Genomic DNA, 14,079 nt, shown 5'->3' with positions numbered 1-14,079 from the left:
CAATACTTGTGTGACTGACACACCGCATTCGCGAGCAAGCCCGCTCCCACATTTTTTGAGCCGGTTTCTTCAGGATTATCGCCATGACCAAATTCCCCACTGCCGTAAACCTGCACAAAACCTCCAACACCCTCGGCCTCACCTACGGGCCCGACGAGGTGTACCAACTCTCCGCCGAGCTGCTGCGTACCCATTCGCCGTCCGCCGAGGTCCAGGGCCACGGCAAGCCCATCCTGCAATTCGGCAAGCTCAACGTTCGCCTGACCCGGGTAGAACCGGCCGGTCAGTACGCACTGAAATTGACCTTCGACGACGGACATGACAGCGGGTTGTTCACCTGGGACTACCTCTACCAGTTGGCCGTGCGTCAGGACGCGCTGTGGGCCGATTACCTGGCCGAACTCAAAGCCGCCGGCAAAACCCGCGATCCGAGCGAATCGGTCGTGCGCCTGATGCTCTAACACAAGCGTCTTGCTCTTTAGAGGGCATTTTCTAATTTCATCTGCTTGAATGCGCTCTCCCGTGGCCAACGATTGGCCTGCTTGCGAAAAAAATTAAACTCGGGTAACCAATGGAACTGGCAAGTTCCCTGCATTTGACGATGCGGTATCAACGGTCACCCGAGTCGCAGTACCTGGCTTGTGTTGTGTATCGAAACCCGGTGCACAGCGGTACCCGGTACTCGTCTTTCGGACAATGGAGCGTCGTAGATGAGTAACAAGAGCAACGATGACTTGAAACGCCAGGCCTCGGAAAACACCCTGGGGCTGAACCCGATCATCGCGTTACGGAAAAAGGATTTGCTCGCCTCGGCGAGAATGGTGCTGACCCAAGCCATCAAGCAACCGTTGCACAGCGTCAAACACGTCGCTCACTTTGGCGTCGAACTCAAGAACGTCATGTTTGGCAAATCGCAGTTGGCGCCCGAGGGCGACGACCGCCGCTTCAGCGACCCGGCCTGGAGCCAGAACCCGCTTTACAAGCGCTACCTGCAAACCTACCTGGCCTGGCGCAAGGAACTGCACGACTGGATCGGCGACAGCAACCTGTCGGAACAGGACATCAGCCGTGGTCACTTCGTGATCAACCTGATGACCGAAGCCATGGCTCCCACCAACAGTGCGGCCAACCCGGCGGCGGTCAAACGCTTCTTCGAAACCGGCGGCAAGAGCCTGCTCGACGGCCTGTCCCACCTGGCCAAGGACCTGGTGCACAACGGCGGCATGCCGAGCCAGGTGAACATGGGCGCCTTTGAAGTGGGCAAGACCTTGGGCACCACCGAAGGCGCGGTGGTGTTTCGCAATGATGTGCTGGAGCTGATCCAGTACAAGCCGATCACCGAACAGGTGCACGAGCGCCCCCTGCTGGTGGTGCCGCCACAGATCAACAAATTCTACGTATTCGACCTGAGCCCGGATAAGAGCCTGGCGCGCTTCTGCCTGCGCAACGGCCAGCAGACCTTTATCGTGAGCTGGCGCAACCCGACCAAGGCCCAGCGCGAGTGGGGCCTGTCGACCTATATCGAAGCCCTCAAAGAGGCGGTGGATGTGGTCACCGCGATCACCGGCAGCAAAGACATCAACATGCTCGGCGCCTGCTCGGGTGGCATCACCTGCACCGCGCTGCTGGGCCACTATGCGGCGCTGGGGGAGAAGAAGGTCAACGCGTTGACCCTGATGGTGAGCGTGCTGGACACCACCCTGGACACCCAGGTGGCGCTGTTCGTCGACGAGCAGACCCTGGAAGCCGCCAAGCGCCATTCCTACCAGGCCGGCGTGCTCGAAGGCCGCGACATGGCCAAGGTGTTCGCCTGGATGCGCCCCAACGACCTGATCTGGAACTACTGGGTCAACAACTACCTGCTGGGCAACGAACCGCCGGTGTTCGACATCCTGTTCTGGAACAACGACACCACGCGCTTGCCCGCCGCCTTCCACGGCGACCTGATCGAGCTGTTCAAGAACAACCCGCTGGTGCGCGCCAACGCGCTGGAAGTGTGCGGCACGCCTATCGACCTCAAGCAGGTGACCGCCGACATCTACTCCCTGGCGGGCACCAATGACCACATCACGCCGTGGCAGTCTTGCTACAAGTCGGCGCAGTTGTTCGGTGGCAAAGTGGAATTCGTGCTGTCCAGCAGCGGGCATATCCAGAGCATCCTCAACCCGCCGGGCAACCCCAAGGCGCGCTACCAGACCAGCGAAGGCTTGTCGGGAACGGCGCTGGAATGGCAGGAAAACGCTACCAAACACACCGATTCCTGGTGGCTGCACTGGCAGGCATGGCAGGCGGATCGGGCCGGCAAGCTGAAGAAGGCGCCTACGAGCTTGGGGAACAAGACCTACACCGCAGCTGAGGCGGCGCCAGGCACTTACGTACACGAACGCTAAGCAACGCTTGAAGTTGAAATGAGGTCAGTGTGGGAGCTGGCTTGCCTGCGATAGCGGTGGGCCAATCAGCCAATGGGTGACTGACAGAATGCAATCGCAAGCAAGCCAGCTCCCACATTGACCGAGTTCCTACAGATAAATAGCACCACTTCACAGGGCTTGAGCATGCCGCAACCGTTCATCTTCCGTACCATCGACCTGGATGGCCAGACCATCCGCACGGCGGTACGCCCGGGCAAGCCTCATCTGACACCGTTGCTGATCTTCAATGGCATCGGCGCCAACCTTGAGCTGGTGTTTCCGTTCGTCCAGGCCCTGGATCCGGACCTGGAAGTGATCGCCTTCGATGTGCCCGGCGTGGGTGGCTCGTCGACGCCCAGTCGACCCTACCGCTTTCCCGGCCTGGCCAAGCTCACCGCGCGCATGCTCGACTACCTCGATTACGGCCAAGTGAACGCGGTAGGGGTGTCCTGGGGCGGTGCGCTGGCGCAGCAGTTTGCCTATGACTACCCGGAGCGCTGCAAGAAGTTGATCCTGGCCGCCACCGCAGCTGGCGCCGTGATGGTACCGGGCAAACCGAAGGTGTTGTGGCTGATGGCAAGCCCCCGGCGCTATATCCAGCCCTCCCACGTGGTGCGCATTGCGCCGATGATTTACGGCGGTTCATTCCGCCGCGACGCCAAGCTTGCCGCCGAACACGCCAGTAAAGTGCGTTCGGCGGGCAAGCTGGGCTACTACTGGCAGCTGTTCGCGGGGCTGGGCTGGACCAGCATCCACTGGCTGCACAAGATCCGCCAGCCCACCCTGGTGCTGGCGGGGGACGATGACCCGCTGATCCCGTTGATCAACATGCGCATGCTGGCCTGGCGCATTCCCAACGCGCAGTTGCATATCATCGATGACGGCCACCTTTTCCTGATCACCCGGGCCGAAGCCGTTGCACCGATCATCATGAAGTTTCTCGAAGAGGAGCGCCTGCGCGCCGTGATTCACCCGCGCCCCGCGGTGTAAGGACTGCACCGCCGCGCAACTTGCCAGGAACCGGCTATGGTTCTGAATTGGCGTGCCTGTTGATGGCTTGACGAAGGAGTGTTGGCTCATGCGAGAAAGACCCGTGACGAACCCGGCGCCCACCCCAGCCGCGTTCATCAATGCGCAAAACGCGATCACAGGCCTCAGGGGCCGGGATTTGCTGTCGACCCTGCGCAGTGTCGCTGCCCACGGTTTGCGCAACCCGGTGCACACCGCCCGTCACGCCCTGGCCCTGGGCGGCCAGTTGGGCCGCGTACTGTTGGGTGAAACCCTGCACCAGCCAAACCCCCACGACAGCCGCTTCAGCGACCCCACCTGGCAGCTCAACCCCTTGTATCGACGCAGCCTGCAAGCGTATTTGAGCTGGCAGAAACAAACGCGTCACTGGATCGACGAAAGCACCCTGAATGCCGACGACCGCGCCCGTGCGCACTTTGCGTTCTCCCTGCTCAACGATGCCGTCTCGCCCTCCAACACCTTGCTCAACCCGTTGGCGGTCAAGGAACTGCTCAACTCCGGCGGCCACAGCGTGGTGCGCGGTGTGAGCAACCTGTTCGAAGACTTGCTGCACAACAACGGCCTGCCCCGCCAAGTGAGCAAACATGCCTTCGAAGTGGGCAAGACCGTCGCCACCACCCCGGGATCGGTGGTGTTTCGCAACGAGCTGCTGGAGCTGATCCAGTACAAGCCGATGAGTGAAAAACAGTACGCCAAGCCACTGCTGGTGGTGCCGCCGCAAATCAACAAGTACTACATTTTCGACCTGAGCCCGGCCAACAGCTTTGTGCAGTACGCCCTCAAGAACGGCCTGCAGACCTTTATGGTCAGCTGGCGCAACCCGGATGTGCGCCATCGCGAATGGGGCCTGTCCACTTACGTTGCGGCACTGGAAGAGGCGCTCAACGTCTGCCGGGCGATCACTGGCGCCCGTGAGGTCAACCTGATGGGCGCCTGCGCCGGCGGCCTGACCATCGCGGCGCTGCAAGGTCACCTTCAGGCCAAGCGCCAATTGCGGCGCATCTCCAGTGCCAGTTACCTGGTAAGCCTGTTGGACAGCCAGATCGACAGCCCCGCGACCCTGTTCGCCGACGAACAGACCCTGGAAGCCGCCAAGCGCCGCTCCTACCAGCAAGGCGTACTGGATGGTCGCGACATGGCCAAAGTCTTCGCCTGGATGCGCCCCAACGACCTGATCTGGAACTACTGGATCAATAACTACCTGTTGGGCAAGGAGCCGCCGGCCTTCGACATCCTCTACTGGAACAACGACAACACGCGCCTGCCCGCAGCACTGCACGGCGACCTGCTGGACTTTTTCAAGCACAACCCGCTCAGCCATCCCGGCGGCCTGGAAGTGTGCGGCACCCCCATCGACTTGCAGAAAGTCACGGTGGACAGCTTCAGCGTGGCCGGTATCAACGACCACATCACACCATGGGATGCGGTGTATCGCTCCACCCAACTGCTGGGTGGCGACCGGCGCTTCGTGCTGTCCAACAGCGGGCACATCCAGAGCATCCTCAACCCGCCGGGCAACCCCAAGGCCAACTACGTCGAGAACCCCAAGCTGAGCAGCGACCCCCGCGCCTGGTACTACGACGCCAACCACGTCGAGGGCAGTTGGTGGCCGCAATGGCTGGCGTGGATCCAGCAGCGCTCCGGCGTACAACGCGAAACCCTTACCGCCCTGGGCAACCAGAACTACCCACCGATGGAAGCGGCGCCCGGCACTTATGTGCGCGTGCGCTGAGCTCAACGATCACATTAAGAAGACTGGATGAAGACCCGCGACCGTATCCTTGAATGTGCCCTGCAGTTGTTCAACCAGAAGGGCGAACCGAACGTGTCGACCATGGAGGTGGCCAATGAAATGGGGATCAGCCCCGGCAACCTCTACTACCACTTCCATGGCAAGGAGCCCTTGGTGCTCGGGCTGTTCGAGCGCTTCCAGAACGAACTGGCGCCGCTGCTCGATCCGCCGGCAGACGCGCAACTGGAAGCCGAGGATTACTGGCTGTTCCTGCATCTGATCGTCGAGCGCATGGCCCATTACCGGTTTCTGTTCCAGGACCTGTCGAACCTGGCGGGGCGTCTGCCGAAGCTGGCCAAAGGCATTCGTAACTTGCTGACGGCACTCAAGCGTACGCTGGCGTCGCTGTTGGCACGATTGAAGACCTCGGGGCAATTGGTCAGCGGCACCCAGGCACTGGGGCAACTGGTGGAGCAGATCACCCTGACCCTGCTGTTCTCCCTGGATTACCAGCGGATTCTCGATCGCGAAGGTGAGATACGGGTGGTGGTTTACCAGATCATGATGCTGGTGGCGCCGCACTTGCAGCCACCTGCGCGGCTGGCGACCGAGAAGTTTGCACTGAAGTATCTGGATGAAGTCGATTAAAACTGTGGGAGCCAGGGTTTCTTGAGAGTGTGCCAATAAAAATGCCCGACCTTTACAGGCCGGGCATTTTTGTTTCCTGAAAAAATCAGGACTGACTGGATGGCGTCGGGGTTGCCGGCGTTGCAGTCGGGGTCACAGACGGAGTCGGTGCAGACACCGAGTTGGCTGTGGAAGCGGTTGGCGCTGCAGTCGCAGGCTTGACTGCAACAGCTGGCTTGGCAGCTGCAGGTTTTTTCGCTACGGCGGGCTTCTTCGCGGCGGCTGGTTTTGCCGCAGGCTTGGCGGCCGCAGGTTTGGCAGCGGGTTTTGCCGCAGCCGGCTTGGCGGCTGGCTTGGCAGCAGATTTTGCGGCTGCGGTTTTAGCCGCTGGCTTGGCGGCCGGTTTTGCGGCGGCTTTGGCGGCCGGTTTTGCAGCCGGCTTGGCAGCGGCTTTAGCCGCGACCGGTTTAGCGGCAGGCTTGGCAGCCGGTTTTGCAGCTGCAGTTTTGGCCGCTGGCTTGGCGGCAGGTTTCGCTGCTGCTTTGGCAGGTGCCTTGGCAGCCGGTTTCGCAGCCGGCTTGGCGGCAGCTTTAACCAGTGGCTTGGCCGCAGGCTTCGCTGCAGGTTTGGCCGCTGCGGTTTTAGCAGCTGGCTTGGCAGCCGGTTTAGCGGCGGCGGTTTTGGCCGGAGCCACTTTGGCACCGGTGAGTTTCTCGATTTGCTTGGTCAGGGTATCGACCTTGCTGTGCAGCGTCTTCAGCTCTGCCTTGCTTGGTACGCCCAGTCGCGAAATGGCACTGTTGAGGCGCTTGTCGAAAGTTTCTTCCAACTTGCCCCAGGTGTCAGAAATGCTCGACTTGGCGGAACCGGCAGTTGCCTTGGCCGCTTCAACTTTTTTACCAACTGTGCTCTTGGTCAACTTTTCGGCCTTTTCGCCGTCCTTGACCAAAGTCTCGAAGTATTTGCCGCCGTCACTGCTAACCTTCGAGTACACGCCTAAACCAGCAAGCCAGATCTTACGGGAATATTTTTCAACTTCCCCGACCCACGAGCTGCCTTCTTTCTGAGTAGTCTTTTTAACAGCCATCCCGATGTCTCCTTAGTGTTTACGCGCGACACGTTCTAGCAATGCCGTCAGCTCTTCGAGCTTAGCAGAGAGTGTCTCAACGTCATGTTTAGACGCAATGCCGATCCGATTCAAGGCACTTGCAACACGCATGTCAAAGGCTTTTTCAACTTTATCCAATTGAACTTCTACCAGACCTTTGACGCTGGAGACATTACTCTTTACTTGGTCAATCTGACTGTTGGCGGCTTCAAGTTGTTCAACTGCAACTTTTTTGCCTTTACTTTCAACATGTTGACCGGCTTTAACCAGCTCTTTGAAGTACTCGCCGCCCTCACTGCCGACCTTGGCGTAGGCACCCAGACCTGCCAGCCAGATCTTGCGGGCATAGCTTTTAACCTCGCTCAGGGCGCTGCTCTGAACATCGATTTTTTTCTTCAAAATAACTTTGGCCATGGTGCACCTCACGCAGGAAAGGGGGGAGGAACCGCCCGCAGGAGTTGAGGGCTTGGGCACAAAGTAGGATGAAAAATTAGAATCGGCACCCTAAGAACACTTCGGTCAGGCCAGCGCCTTATCCAGGGCCTTCTCGATTTCGGACTTGATGGTGCCACTCATGGCCGACATCAACAGACCCAGTTCCACATCGATACGCAATGAATCCTGTGCCACTTGCACCGTGCCTTTAACCCCCGAACGCTTGAGGTTGAGGGTATCGCCGGACCACGACGACTCCAGGCCATATTGCTCCTGGAGTTTGTGCGCCAACTTCTCGGCCTTTGCCCGCGCGCCTTCCTTGCCCAGGGTATGTGCACGCTCAACGGTAATACGGGCCATTGCAATGACTCCTCTTTTATAACGGTATGGATACCTTCCATGCGGCAAAAGGTCTCGGTCGCCGCCTATCTTACCCATACGCCTCATATACCTGTAGTGAGCGGGCTTGCCCCGCGCCGGGTGGCGAAGCCGCCCCAACAAGGACGCCGCAGTGTTTCAGAAAGACCGAGGTGCCTGGTTTTGGGGCGGCTTCGCCACCCGACGCGGGCAAGCCCGCTCACTACAGACAAGCCTTGCCAAGACAAAGCAGGCCTTGGGGATTATCATGTCCCGCATTCTCTTTTGGTGACAGCGATATGACTGATCAGCGCAAAGGCAGCGATGCCGAACCCACCACTCACTTCGGCTTCAAGAACGTACCGGAAAGCCAGAAAGCGGAAAAAGTCGCTGAGGTGTTCCACTCCGTAGCCGCCAAGTACGACCTGATGAACGACGTGCTCTCCGGCGGCATGCACCGCCTGTGGAAGCGCTTCACCATCGAGCTGTCGGGCGTGCGTGCCGGCAACCGGGTGTTGGACATCGCCGGCGGTACCGGCGACCTCGCGGCCAAGTTCTCCAAGCTCGTCGGCCCCACTGGCCAGGTGGTACTGGCCGACATCAACAGCTCGATGCTCAAGGTCGGTCGCGATCGCCTGCTGGACAAAGGCGTGGCGGGCAATATCGAGTTCGTCCAGGCCGACGCCGAAAAGCTGCCGTTCCCGGACAATCATTTCGACTGCGTGACCATCGCCTTCGGCCTGCGCAATGTCACCCACAAGGAAGACGCGATCCGCTCGATGCTGCGCGTGCTCAAACCGGGTGGCCGCCTGCTGGTGCTGGAGTTCTCCAAGCCCACCAACGCGGTGATGTCCAAGGTCTACGACACCTATTCGTTCGCCTTCATGCCACTGGTGGGCAAACTGGTACTCAATGACGCCGACAGCTACCGCTACCTGGCCGAATCGATCCGCATGCACCCCGACCAGGAAACCCTGAAGTCGATGATGGTAGAAGCCGGTTTCGACCGCGTGACCTACCACAACATGACGTCGGGCATCGTCGCCCTGCACCGCGGCATCAAGCCCTGATGCTGCTCGCAGGCCTCCTCGCCAGCGTCGAACACGGCCTCAACCGTGTACTGCGCCTGGACAGCACCGCCCTGGCGCGGCTCGCGCACCTCAACGGCAAGATCATTGCCGTGGACTGCCGCAGCCCCGCCCTGCAGCTGTTTATCCTGCCCAGCGACGAAGGCCTGCTGCTTGCGACCCACTGGGCCGCCGATGCCGACTGCACACTGCGTGCACCGGCCTCCACCCTGTTGCACTTGGCCCTGAGCCGCAACAAGACCGCCATTCTGCACAGCGCCGAAGTGGAACTCGAAGGGGACAGTTCGGTGCTGATGGACTTGGCCGCCGTACTGCAAGACCTGGAACTGGACTGGGAATACGAACTGTCGCGCTGGATCGGTCCGGTGGCCACCCAGTTGATCAGCGGGCACCTGCGCAGCCGCACGCGCTGGTACCAACAAGGGTTCGCCAGCCTCAACCAGAACCTCGCCGAATACCTGAGCGAAGAATCGCGCACCCTGGTCGGGCAGCGGGAAGCGCAAGCGCGCTTTCGTGAGCTCGACAAGGCCAAAATCGACCTGGAACGCCTCGAGGCCCGCTTCGAGCGCCTGAGCCGTTCCCTTGAGCCAAGCGATAACGCATGAAGCTGCTCGCCGTCCGCCGTTTGTTCCGAATCCAGCGCGTCGTAATCCGCTACCGCCTCGATGACTTGCTGTTTGCCTTGCCCCTGCCATGGTTCCTGCTGGCGGTGCGCTACGTACTGCCATGGCGCTGGCTGCCGCGCAAACGGCTGGAACTCAGCCGTGGCGCGCGCTTGCGCCTGGCGTTGCAGGACCTGGGGCCGATTTTCATCAAGTTCGGACAGATCCTTTCGACCCGCCGCGACCTGTTGCCCGAAGACATCGCCGACGAGCTGATGCTGTTACAGGACCGCGTGCCGCCGTTCGACTCCCAGCAGTCGGTCAAGCTGATCGAAGAACAGTTGGGCAAGCCCATCAGCGAGGTGTTCAGCCGCTTCGACATCGAGCCACTGGCCTCCGCGTCGGTCGCGCAAGTGCACGCGGCGCAGCTCAAGAGCGGCGAAGAGGTGGTGGTCAAGGTGATTCGCCCGGGCCTCAAGCCGATCATCGGCCAGGACCTGGCGTGGCTGTTCATCCTCGCCCGCGCCGCCGAACGCTTCTCCGCCGATGCACGCTTGCTGCACCCGGTGGACGTGGTCGCCGACTACGAAAAAACCATCTACGACGAACTCGACCTGCTGCGCGAAGCGGCCAACGCCAGTCAGCTGCGACGCAACTTCGAAGGCTCGCCGCTGCTGTACGTGCCACAGGTTTATTGGGACTGGTGCCGCCCCAAGGTGCTGGTGATGGAGCGCATCTACGGCGTGCAGGTCACCGACCTGGCGACCCTGGCCGACCAGCGCACCGACATGAAGATGCTCGCCGAACGCGGCGTGGAGATCTTCTTTACCCAGGTGTTCCGCGACAGCTTCTTCCACGCCGACATGCACCCGGGCAACATCTTCGTCAGCACCGTCAGCCCATGGAGCCCGCAGTACATTGCCATCGACTGCGGCATCGTCGGCAGCCTGACCCCGGAAGACCAGGACTACCTGGCGCGCAACCTGTTCGCATTCTTCAAACGCGACTACCGCCGCGTGGCGCAGTTGCATATCGACTCGGGCTGGGTGCCGGCAGAAACCAAGCTCAATGAGTTCGAAGCGGCGATCCGTACCGTGTGCGAGCCGATCTTCGAAAAACCGTTAAAAGATATTTCCTTCGGCCAGGTGCTGATGCGCCTGTTCCAGACCGCGCGGCGCTTCAATATGGAAGTGCAGCCGCAGTTGGTTCTGCTGCAGAAAACCCTGCTCAATATCGAAGGCCTGGGCCGTCAGTTGTACCCGGACCTCGACCTGTGGAACACCGCCCAGCCGTTCCTGGAACGCTGGATGCGTGAGCGGGTCAGCCCGAAAACCTTGCTGGGCAACCTGCACAGCCAGTTCGAACAGTTGCCGCACCTGGCCAACATGACACGCGACTTGCTGGAGCGCATGTCCCAGCCCCACGCCCAGGACCCGCCACCGCCATGGCAACGCCGCAAGGACGACTGGTTCCTGCGCCTGCTGGGCGCTGCGCACCTGGTCGGCGGGGCAGTGCTGGCCCTTGGCGGGCCGCTGAATACGTTGGGCCACTGGCCGGCCGGGATCATGGTCGCCGTGGGTGTTTATCTGATCGTGCGTCGATAGCCAATCCGGTTATACACTGTCGCAAATTGCCGGAGCCGAACATGAAAGACTGGCTGGACGAGATCAAGTGGGACAGTGACGGCCTGGTGCCGGCCATTGCCCAGGACTACAAAACCGGGCGCGTGCTGATGATGGCCTGGATGAACCGCGAGGCCCTGAGCCTGACTGCCGCTGAGCAGCGGGCCATTTACTGGTCACGTTCCCGTGGCAAACTGTGGCGCAAGGGTGAAGAGTCCGGGCATGTGCAGACCCTGCACGAGATGCGCATCGACTGCGACGCCGATGTGGTGATCCTCAAGGTCGAGCAGATCGGCGACATCGCCTGTCACACCGGTCGCCACAGCTGCTTCTACCGCGTGTTCGAGAACGGCGAATGGAAGACCGTCGAGCCGGTGCTCAAAGACCCGCACGCCATCTACTCGGCAGGACACTGAACATGAGCGATACCCTCAACCGCGTGGCCCAGGTGCTGGAAGAACGCAAAGGCGCGGACGCGGACAGCTCCTACGTCGCCAGCCTGTACCACAAGGGTTTGAACAAGATTCTGGAAAAGCTCGGCGAAGAATCCGTCGAGACCATCATCGCGGCCAAGGATGCGCAGCTCAGCGGCGACTGCAGCGATGTGATCTACGAAACCGCCGACTTGTGGTTCCACAGCCTGGTCATGCTCGCCCAACTGGGGCAGCATCCGCAGGCCGTGCTGGATGAACTGGACCGTCGCTTCGGATTGTCAGGGCATGCCGAAAAGGCCTCGCGCCCGTCCGCCTGAATAACTATTACAGAGGAACTGCAGCATGGGCATTTTTGACTGGAAACACTGGATCGTCATTCTGGTGGTGGTGGTCCTGGTGTTCGGGACCAAGAAGCTGAAAAACCTCGGCACCGACGTGGGTGAGTCGATCAAGGGCTTTCGCAAGGCCATGAACGACGACGAAAAACCCGCCGATCCAGCTGCCAACCCGGTACCGCCGGCCCAGCCTGTACACCCGCAGGCCACTCAGCCGATCACCGAACGTCGTACCTTCGATGTGCAGGCTGAAAAAGTCGAAGAGCCGACCCGCAAAGACTCGTGAGCACTGACTAATGTTTGGTATCAGCTTCTCTGAACTGCTCCTCGTCGGCCTGGTGGCCCTGCTGGTACTCGGGCCGGAACGCCTGCCCGGTGCCGCACGCACGGCCGGCCTGTGGATCGGGCGCCTGAAACGCAGTTTCAACGCCATCAAACAGGAAGTTGAACGGGAAATCGGCGCCGACGAGATTCGTCGGCAATTGCACAACGAACACATCCTGTCGTTGGAGCAAGAGGCGCGCAAGATTCTGTCGCCGGTGCAGGAGCCTGCCAAACCGGCGGAGCCTGTGACCGAAAACAGCATCGCGCCGGCGGTCGAAGCCGCTCCCGTGGCCCCCGCAACGCCCACCGAGCCTGCGCCGACGCCCGCTGCGTCGCCCGCACCCCATGACCCTACATTGCCGCCGCGAGCCCCATGAGCGCTGATAAACCGGAAAACGACCAGCACATGCCGCTGGTCTCGCACCTCACCGAGCTGCGCACCCGCCTGCTGCGTTGCGTAGCGGCGATCTTCATCATCTTTGCCGGGCTGTTCGCCTTCACCCAGCAGATCTACACCTTCGTCTCCACGCCGCTGCGCCAGTATCTGCCAGCCGGCGCGACGATGATCGCCACCGACGTGTCGTCGCCGTTCCTCACGCCGCTGAAGCTGACCATGATGGTCTCGCTGTTCCTGGCGATCCCGGTGATCCTGCACCAGATCTGGGGCTTTATCGCACCGGGCCTGTACAAGCACGAGAAGCGCATCGCCGTGCCGCTGCTGGTGTCGAGCATCCTGCTGTTCTACACCGGCATGGCGTTCGCCTACTTTCTGGTGTTCCCGCTGATCTTCAAATTCTTCGCCGCCGCCACCCCGGCCGGCGTGGAGATGATGACCGACATCACCAGCTACCTCGACTTCGTGATGACGCTGTTCTTCGCCTTCGGCGTGGCCTTCGAGATCCCGGTGGCGGTGGTGCTGCTGGTGTGGATCGGCGTGGTCGACGTGAAGTACCTGAAGAAGATCCGTCCGTACGTGATCATCGGCTGCTTTGTGGTCGGCATGATCCTCACGCCGCCGGACATCTTCTCCCAGACCCTGCTGGCTGTGCCCATGTGGATGCTGTTCGAGATCGGCATCCTGTTCAGCGGCCTGATCAGCAAGCGCGGCGAACATCCGGATGACCAACCCGCCGACGACGACCAGCCGCCAGCGACCCAGCCGTGAACCTGCTGCTGCTGGAAGAGGCCGACTTTATCGCGGCCGACCGCGTGATCCTGCGTGATCGCCGACTGGTACATATGCAGGACGTCCACCGCGCGGCGGTGGGCGACAGCCTGCGCGTAGGCCGCATCGATGGGCTGATGGGCACGGCGCAACTCGTGCGGCTGGAAGCCCGCGAAGCCGAGCTGCAAGTCAGCTTCGACCAACCGCCGCCGGCCAAGCTGCCCCTGACCCTGCTGCTGGCCCTGCCGCGGCCGAAGATGCTGCGTCGGGTGCTGCAGACCGTAGCCGCCATGGGCGTGCCCCGCATAGTGTTGGTCAACAGCTATCGGGTGGAAAAGAGCTTCTGGCAAACCCCGTTCCTGGAGCCCGAGGCGGTCCGCGAGCAACTGATCCTCGGCCTGGAGCAGGCACGGGACACGGTGCTGCCGGAAATCATCATCGAGAAACGCTTCAAGCCGTTTGTCGAAGACCGTCTGCCGGCGATGACCGAGGGCACCCTGGGCCTGATCGGCCACCCCGGTGATTACCCGCCCTGCCCGCGCGGGCTGGATGAGCCGGTAACCCTGGCCATTGGCCCGGAAGGCGGCTGGATCCCCTACGAGGTCGACCTGCTGGTCAAGGCCGGGTTGCAGCCGGTCCAACTCGGCGCACGCATCCTGCGCGTCGAAACCGCCGTCACCGCCCTGCTCGCCCGCTTGTTCTAGCCCTAGTTAAGCCGGATGGAAGGGCTTTTTGTAGTGAGCGGGCTTGCCCCGCTCACCACACAAACCCTCACCGACATTCGACCTTGCTCCTACAGAACCAGCCTAC

17 protein-coding genes are annotated in these 14,079 nt (G+C 61.2%); 14 read left to right on the top strand and 3 right to left on the bottom strand.

Annotation, left to right across the window (positions count from 1 at the left end):
- Positions 1-83: 83 nt before the first annotated feature.
- The 5 genes from ACW9IB_RS12865 to ACW9IB_RS12845 all read left to right on the top strand — a co-directional run bounded on the left by ACW9IB_RS12865 (position 84) and on the right by ACW9IB_RS12845 (position 5,820).
- The gene (locus ACW9IB_RS12865) at positions 84-461 is read left to right on the top strand and encodes a gamma-butyrobetaine hydroxylase-like domain-containing protein (protein WP_457367509.1); all 378 of its coding nucleotides are present in this window, start codon (positions 84-86) and stop codon (positions 459-461) included.
- Between the two features lie 249 nt (positions 462-710).
- Positions 711-2,390 carry a class II poly(R)-hydroxyalkanoic acid synthase gene (gene phaC, locus ACW9IB_RS12860; RefSeq protein ID WP_457367510.1) on the top strand — a complete coding sequence of 560 codons (1,680 nt, stop codon included), beginning with the start codon at positions 711-713 and terminating at the stop codon, positions 2,388-2,390.
- A gap of 165 nt (positions 2,391-2,555) precedes the next feature.
- Positions 2,556-3,401 (top strand): poly(3-hydroxyalkanoate) depolymerase, encoded by an 846-nt coding sequence (gene phaZ, locus ACW9IB_RS12855; RefSeq protein ID WP_457367511.1) that lies wholly within the window; start codon positions 2,556-2,558, stop codon positions 3,399-3,401.
- Positions 3,402-3,489: 88 nt separating this feature from the next.
- Entirely contained in the window at positions 3,490-5,172 is a 1,683-nt protein-coding gene (phaC, locus tag ACW9IB_RS12850) for a class II poly(R)-hydroxyalkanoic acid synthase (RefSeq protein ID WP_457367512.1), read from the top strand.
- 27 nt (positions 5,173-5,199) lie between these two features.
- On the top strand, positions 5,200-5,820 hold the full coding sequence (locus ACW9IB_RS12845; RefSeq protein ID WP_457413925.1) for a TetR/AcrR family transcriptional regulator: 621 nt from the start codon (positions 5,200-5,202) through the stop codon (positions 5,818-5,820).
- A gap of 85 nt (positions 5,821-5,905) precedes the next feature.
- On the opposite strand, the gene ACW9IB_RS12840 is transcribed toward ACW9IB_RS12845, so the two are convergent.
- The 3 genes from ACW9IB_RS12840 to ACW9IB_RS12830 all read right to left on the bottom strand — a co-directional run bounded on the left by ACW9IB_RS12840 (position 5,906) and on the right by ACW9IB_RS12830 (position 7,702).
- A complete protein-coding gene (locus ACW9IB_RS12840; protein WP_457413924.1) occupies positions 5,906-6,886 on the bottom strand; it encodes a phasin family protein in 981 nt (326 codons plus the stop codon).
- 12 nt (positions 6,887-6,898) lie between these two features.
- Complete coding sequence (locus ACW9IB_RS12835; protein WP_457413922.1) at positions 6,899-7,321, bottom strand: phasin family protein; 423 nt, start codon at positions 7,319-7,321, stop codon at positions 6,899-6,901.
- Between the two features lie 105 nt (positions 7,322-7,426).
- The gene (locus ACW9IB_RS12830; RefSeq protein ID WP_457367516.1) at positions 7,427-7,702 is read right to left on the bottom strand and encodes a polyhydroxyalkanoic acid system family protein; all 276 of its coding nucleotides are present in this window, start codon (positions 7,700-7,702) and stop codon (positions 7,427-7,429) included.
- Positions 7,703-7,998: 296 nt separating this feature from the next.
- Here ACW9IB_RS12830 and ubiE point away from each other — a divergent pair, with 296 nt between their 5' ends.
- From ubiE to ACW9IB_RS12785, 9 genes are read left to right on the top strand one after another with little or no spacing between them, the layout of a single operon-like run.
- Positions 7,999-8,769: a bifunctional demethylmenaquinone methyltransferase/2-methoxy-6-polyprenyl-1,4-benzoquinol methylase UbiE gene (gene ubiE, locus ACW9IB_RS12825; RefSeq protein WP_457367517.1), complete on the top strand. Its 771-nt coding sequence runs from the start codon at positions 7,999-8,001 to the stop codon at positions 8,767-8,769.
- Positions 8,769-9,392, top strand: a complete 624-nt coding sequence (locus ACW9IB_RS12820; protein WP_457413920.1) for a ubiquinone biosynthesis accessory factor UbiJ — start codon at positions 8,769-8,771, stop codon at positions 9,390-9,392. Before ubiE ends, ACW9IB_RS12820 begins: the two co-directional genes overlap by 1 nt.
- The gene (ubiB, locus tag ACW9IB_RS12815; protein WP_457413919.1) at positions 9,389-10,993 is read left to right on the top strand and encodes a ubiquinone biosynthesis regulatory protein kinase UbiB; all 1,605 of its coding nucleotides are present in this window, start codon (positions 9,389-9,391) and stop codon (positions 10,991-10,993) included. The genes ACW9IB_RS12820 and ubiB overlap by 4 nt, the downstream gene beginning before the upstream one ends.
- 41 nt (positions 10,994-11,034) lie before the next feature.
- Positions 11,035-11,427 (top strand): phosphoribosyl-AMP cyclohydrolase, encoded by a 393-nt coding sequence (hisI, locus tag ACW9IB_RS12810; RefSeq protein WP_133101299.1) that lies wholly within the window; start codon positions 11,035-11,037, stop codon positions 11,425-11,427.
- 2 nt (positions 11,428-11,429) lie between these two features.
- Positions 11,430-11,762, top strand: a complete 333-nt coding sequence (locus ACW9IB_RS12805; RefSeq protein ID WP_457367520.1) for a phosphoribosyl-ATP diphosphatase — start codon at positions 11,430-11,432, stop codon at positions 11,760-11,762.
- Positions 11,763-11,787: 25 nt separating this feature from the next.
- A complete protein-coding gene (locus ACW9IB_RS12800; RefSeq protein ID WP_003171180.1) occupies positions 11,788-12,066 on the top strand; it encodes a twin-arginine translocase TatA/TatE family subunit in 279 nt (92 codons plus the stop codon).
- A gap of 10 nt (positions 12,067-12,076) precedes the next feature.
- Positions 12,077-12,481 carry a Sec-independent protein translocase protein TatB gene (gene tatB / locus ACW9IB_RS12795; RefSeq protein WP_457367521.1) on the top strand — a complete coding sequence of 135 codons (405 nt, stop codon included), beginning with the start codon at positions 12,077-12,079 and terminating at the stop codon, positions 12,479-12,481.
- Positions 12,478-13,269: a twin-arginine translocase subunit TatC gene (tatC, locus tag ACW9IB_RS12790; protein ID WP_236411235.1), complete on the top strand. Its 792-nt coding sequence runs from the start codon at positions 12,478-12,480 to the stop codon at positions 13,267-13,269. Before tatB ends, tatC begins: the two co-directional genes overlap by 4 nt.
- Entirely contained in the window at positions 13,266-13,973 is a 708-nt protein-coding gene (locus tag ACW9IB_RS12785; protein WP_457413917.1) for a 16S rRNA (uracil(1498)-N(3))-methyltransferase, read from the top strand. The genes tatC and ACW9IB_RS12785 overlap by 4 nt, the downstream gene beginning before the upstream one ends.
- Positions 13,974-14,079: the final 106 nt, after the last annotated feature.

The sequence above is a fragment of the Pseudomonas sp. SDO524_S393 genome (genome assembly GCF_054071875.1).
Note: the sequence above shows the minus strand (reverse complement) of the source record. Positions and strands in the feature narration are given on the sequence as shown.

What these genes read in the sequence shown, in the direction of transcription:
- ACW9IB_RS12865 (WP_457367509.1), top strand. Translation starts at nt 84, where the DNA reads ATGACCAAATTCCCCACTGCCGTAAACCTGCACAAAACCTCCAACACC.
- phaC (WP_457367510.1), top strand. Translation starts at nt 711, where the DNA reads ATGAGTAACAAGAGCAACGATGACTTGAAACGCCAGGCCTCGGAAAAC.
- phaZ (WP_457367511.1), top strand. Translation starts at nt 2,556, where the DNA reads ATGCCGCAACCGTTCATCTTCCGTACCATCGACCTGGATGGCCAGACC.
- phaC (WP_457367512.1), top strand. Translation starts at nt 3,490, where the DNA reads ATGCGAGAAAGACCCGTGACGAACCCGGCGCCCACCCCAGCCGCGTTC.
- ACW9IB_RS12845 (WP_457413925.1), top strand. Translation starts at nt 5,200, where the DNA reads ATGAAGACCCGCGACCGTATCCTTGAATGTGCCCTGCAGTTGTTCAAC.
- ACW9IB_RS12840 (WP_457413924.1), bottom strand. Translation starts at nt 6,886, where the DNA reads ATGGCTGTTAAAAAGACTACTCAGAAAGAAGGCAGCTCGTGGGTCGGG.
- ACW9IB_RS12835 (WP_457413922.1), bottom strand. Translation starts at nt 7,321, where the DNA reads ATGGCCAAAGTTATTTTGAAGAAAAAAATCGATGTTCAGAGCAGCGCC.
- ACW9IB_RS12830 (WP_457367516.1), bottom strand. Translation starts at nt 7,702, where the DNA reads ATGGCCCGTATTACCGTTGAGCGTGCACATACCCTGGGCAAGGAAGGC.
- ubiE (WP_457367517.1), top strand. Translation starts at nt 7,999, where the DNA reads ATGACTGATCAGCGCAAAGGCAGCGATGCCGAACCCACCACTCACTTC.
- ACW9IB_RS12820 (WP_457413920.1), top strand. Translation starts at nt 8,769, where the DNA reads ATGCTGCTCGCAGGCCTCCTCGCCAGCGTCGAACACGGCCTCAACCGT.
- ubiB (WP_457413919.1), top strand. Translation starts at nt 9,389, where the DNA reads ATGAAGCTGCTCGCCGTCCGCCGTTTGTTCCGAATCCAGCGCGTCGTA.
- hisI (WP_133101299.1), top strand. Translation starts at nt 11,035, where the DNA reads ATGAAAGACTGGCTGGACGAGATCAAGTGGGACAGTGACGGCCTGGTG.
- ACW9IB_RS12805 (WP_457367520.1), top strand. Translation starts at nt 11,430, where the DNA reads ATGAGCGATACCCTCAACCGCGTGGCCCAGGTGCTGGAAGAACGCAAA.
- ACW9IB_RS12800 (WP_003171180.1), top strand. Translation starts at nt 11,788, where the DNA reads ATGGGCATTTTTGACTGGAAACACTGGATCGTCATTCTGGTGGTGGTG.
- tatB (WP_457367521.1), top strand. Translation starts at nt 12,077, where the DNA reads ATGTTTGGTATCAGCTTCTCTGAACTGCTCCTCGTCGGCCTGGTGGCC.
- tatC (WP_236411235.1), top strand. Translation starts at nt 12,478, where the DNA reads ATGAGCGCTGATAAACCGGAAAACGACCAGCACATGCCGCTGGTCTCG.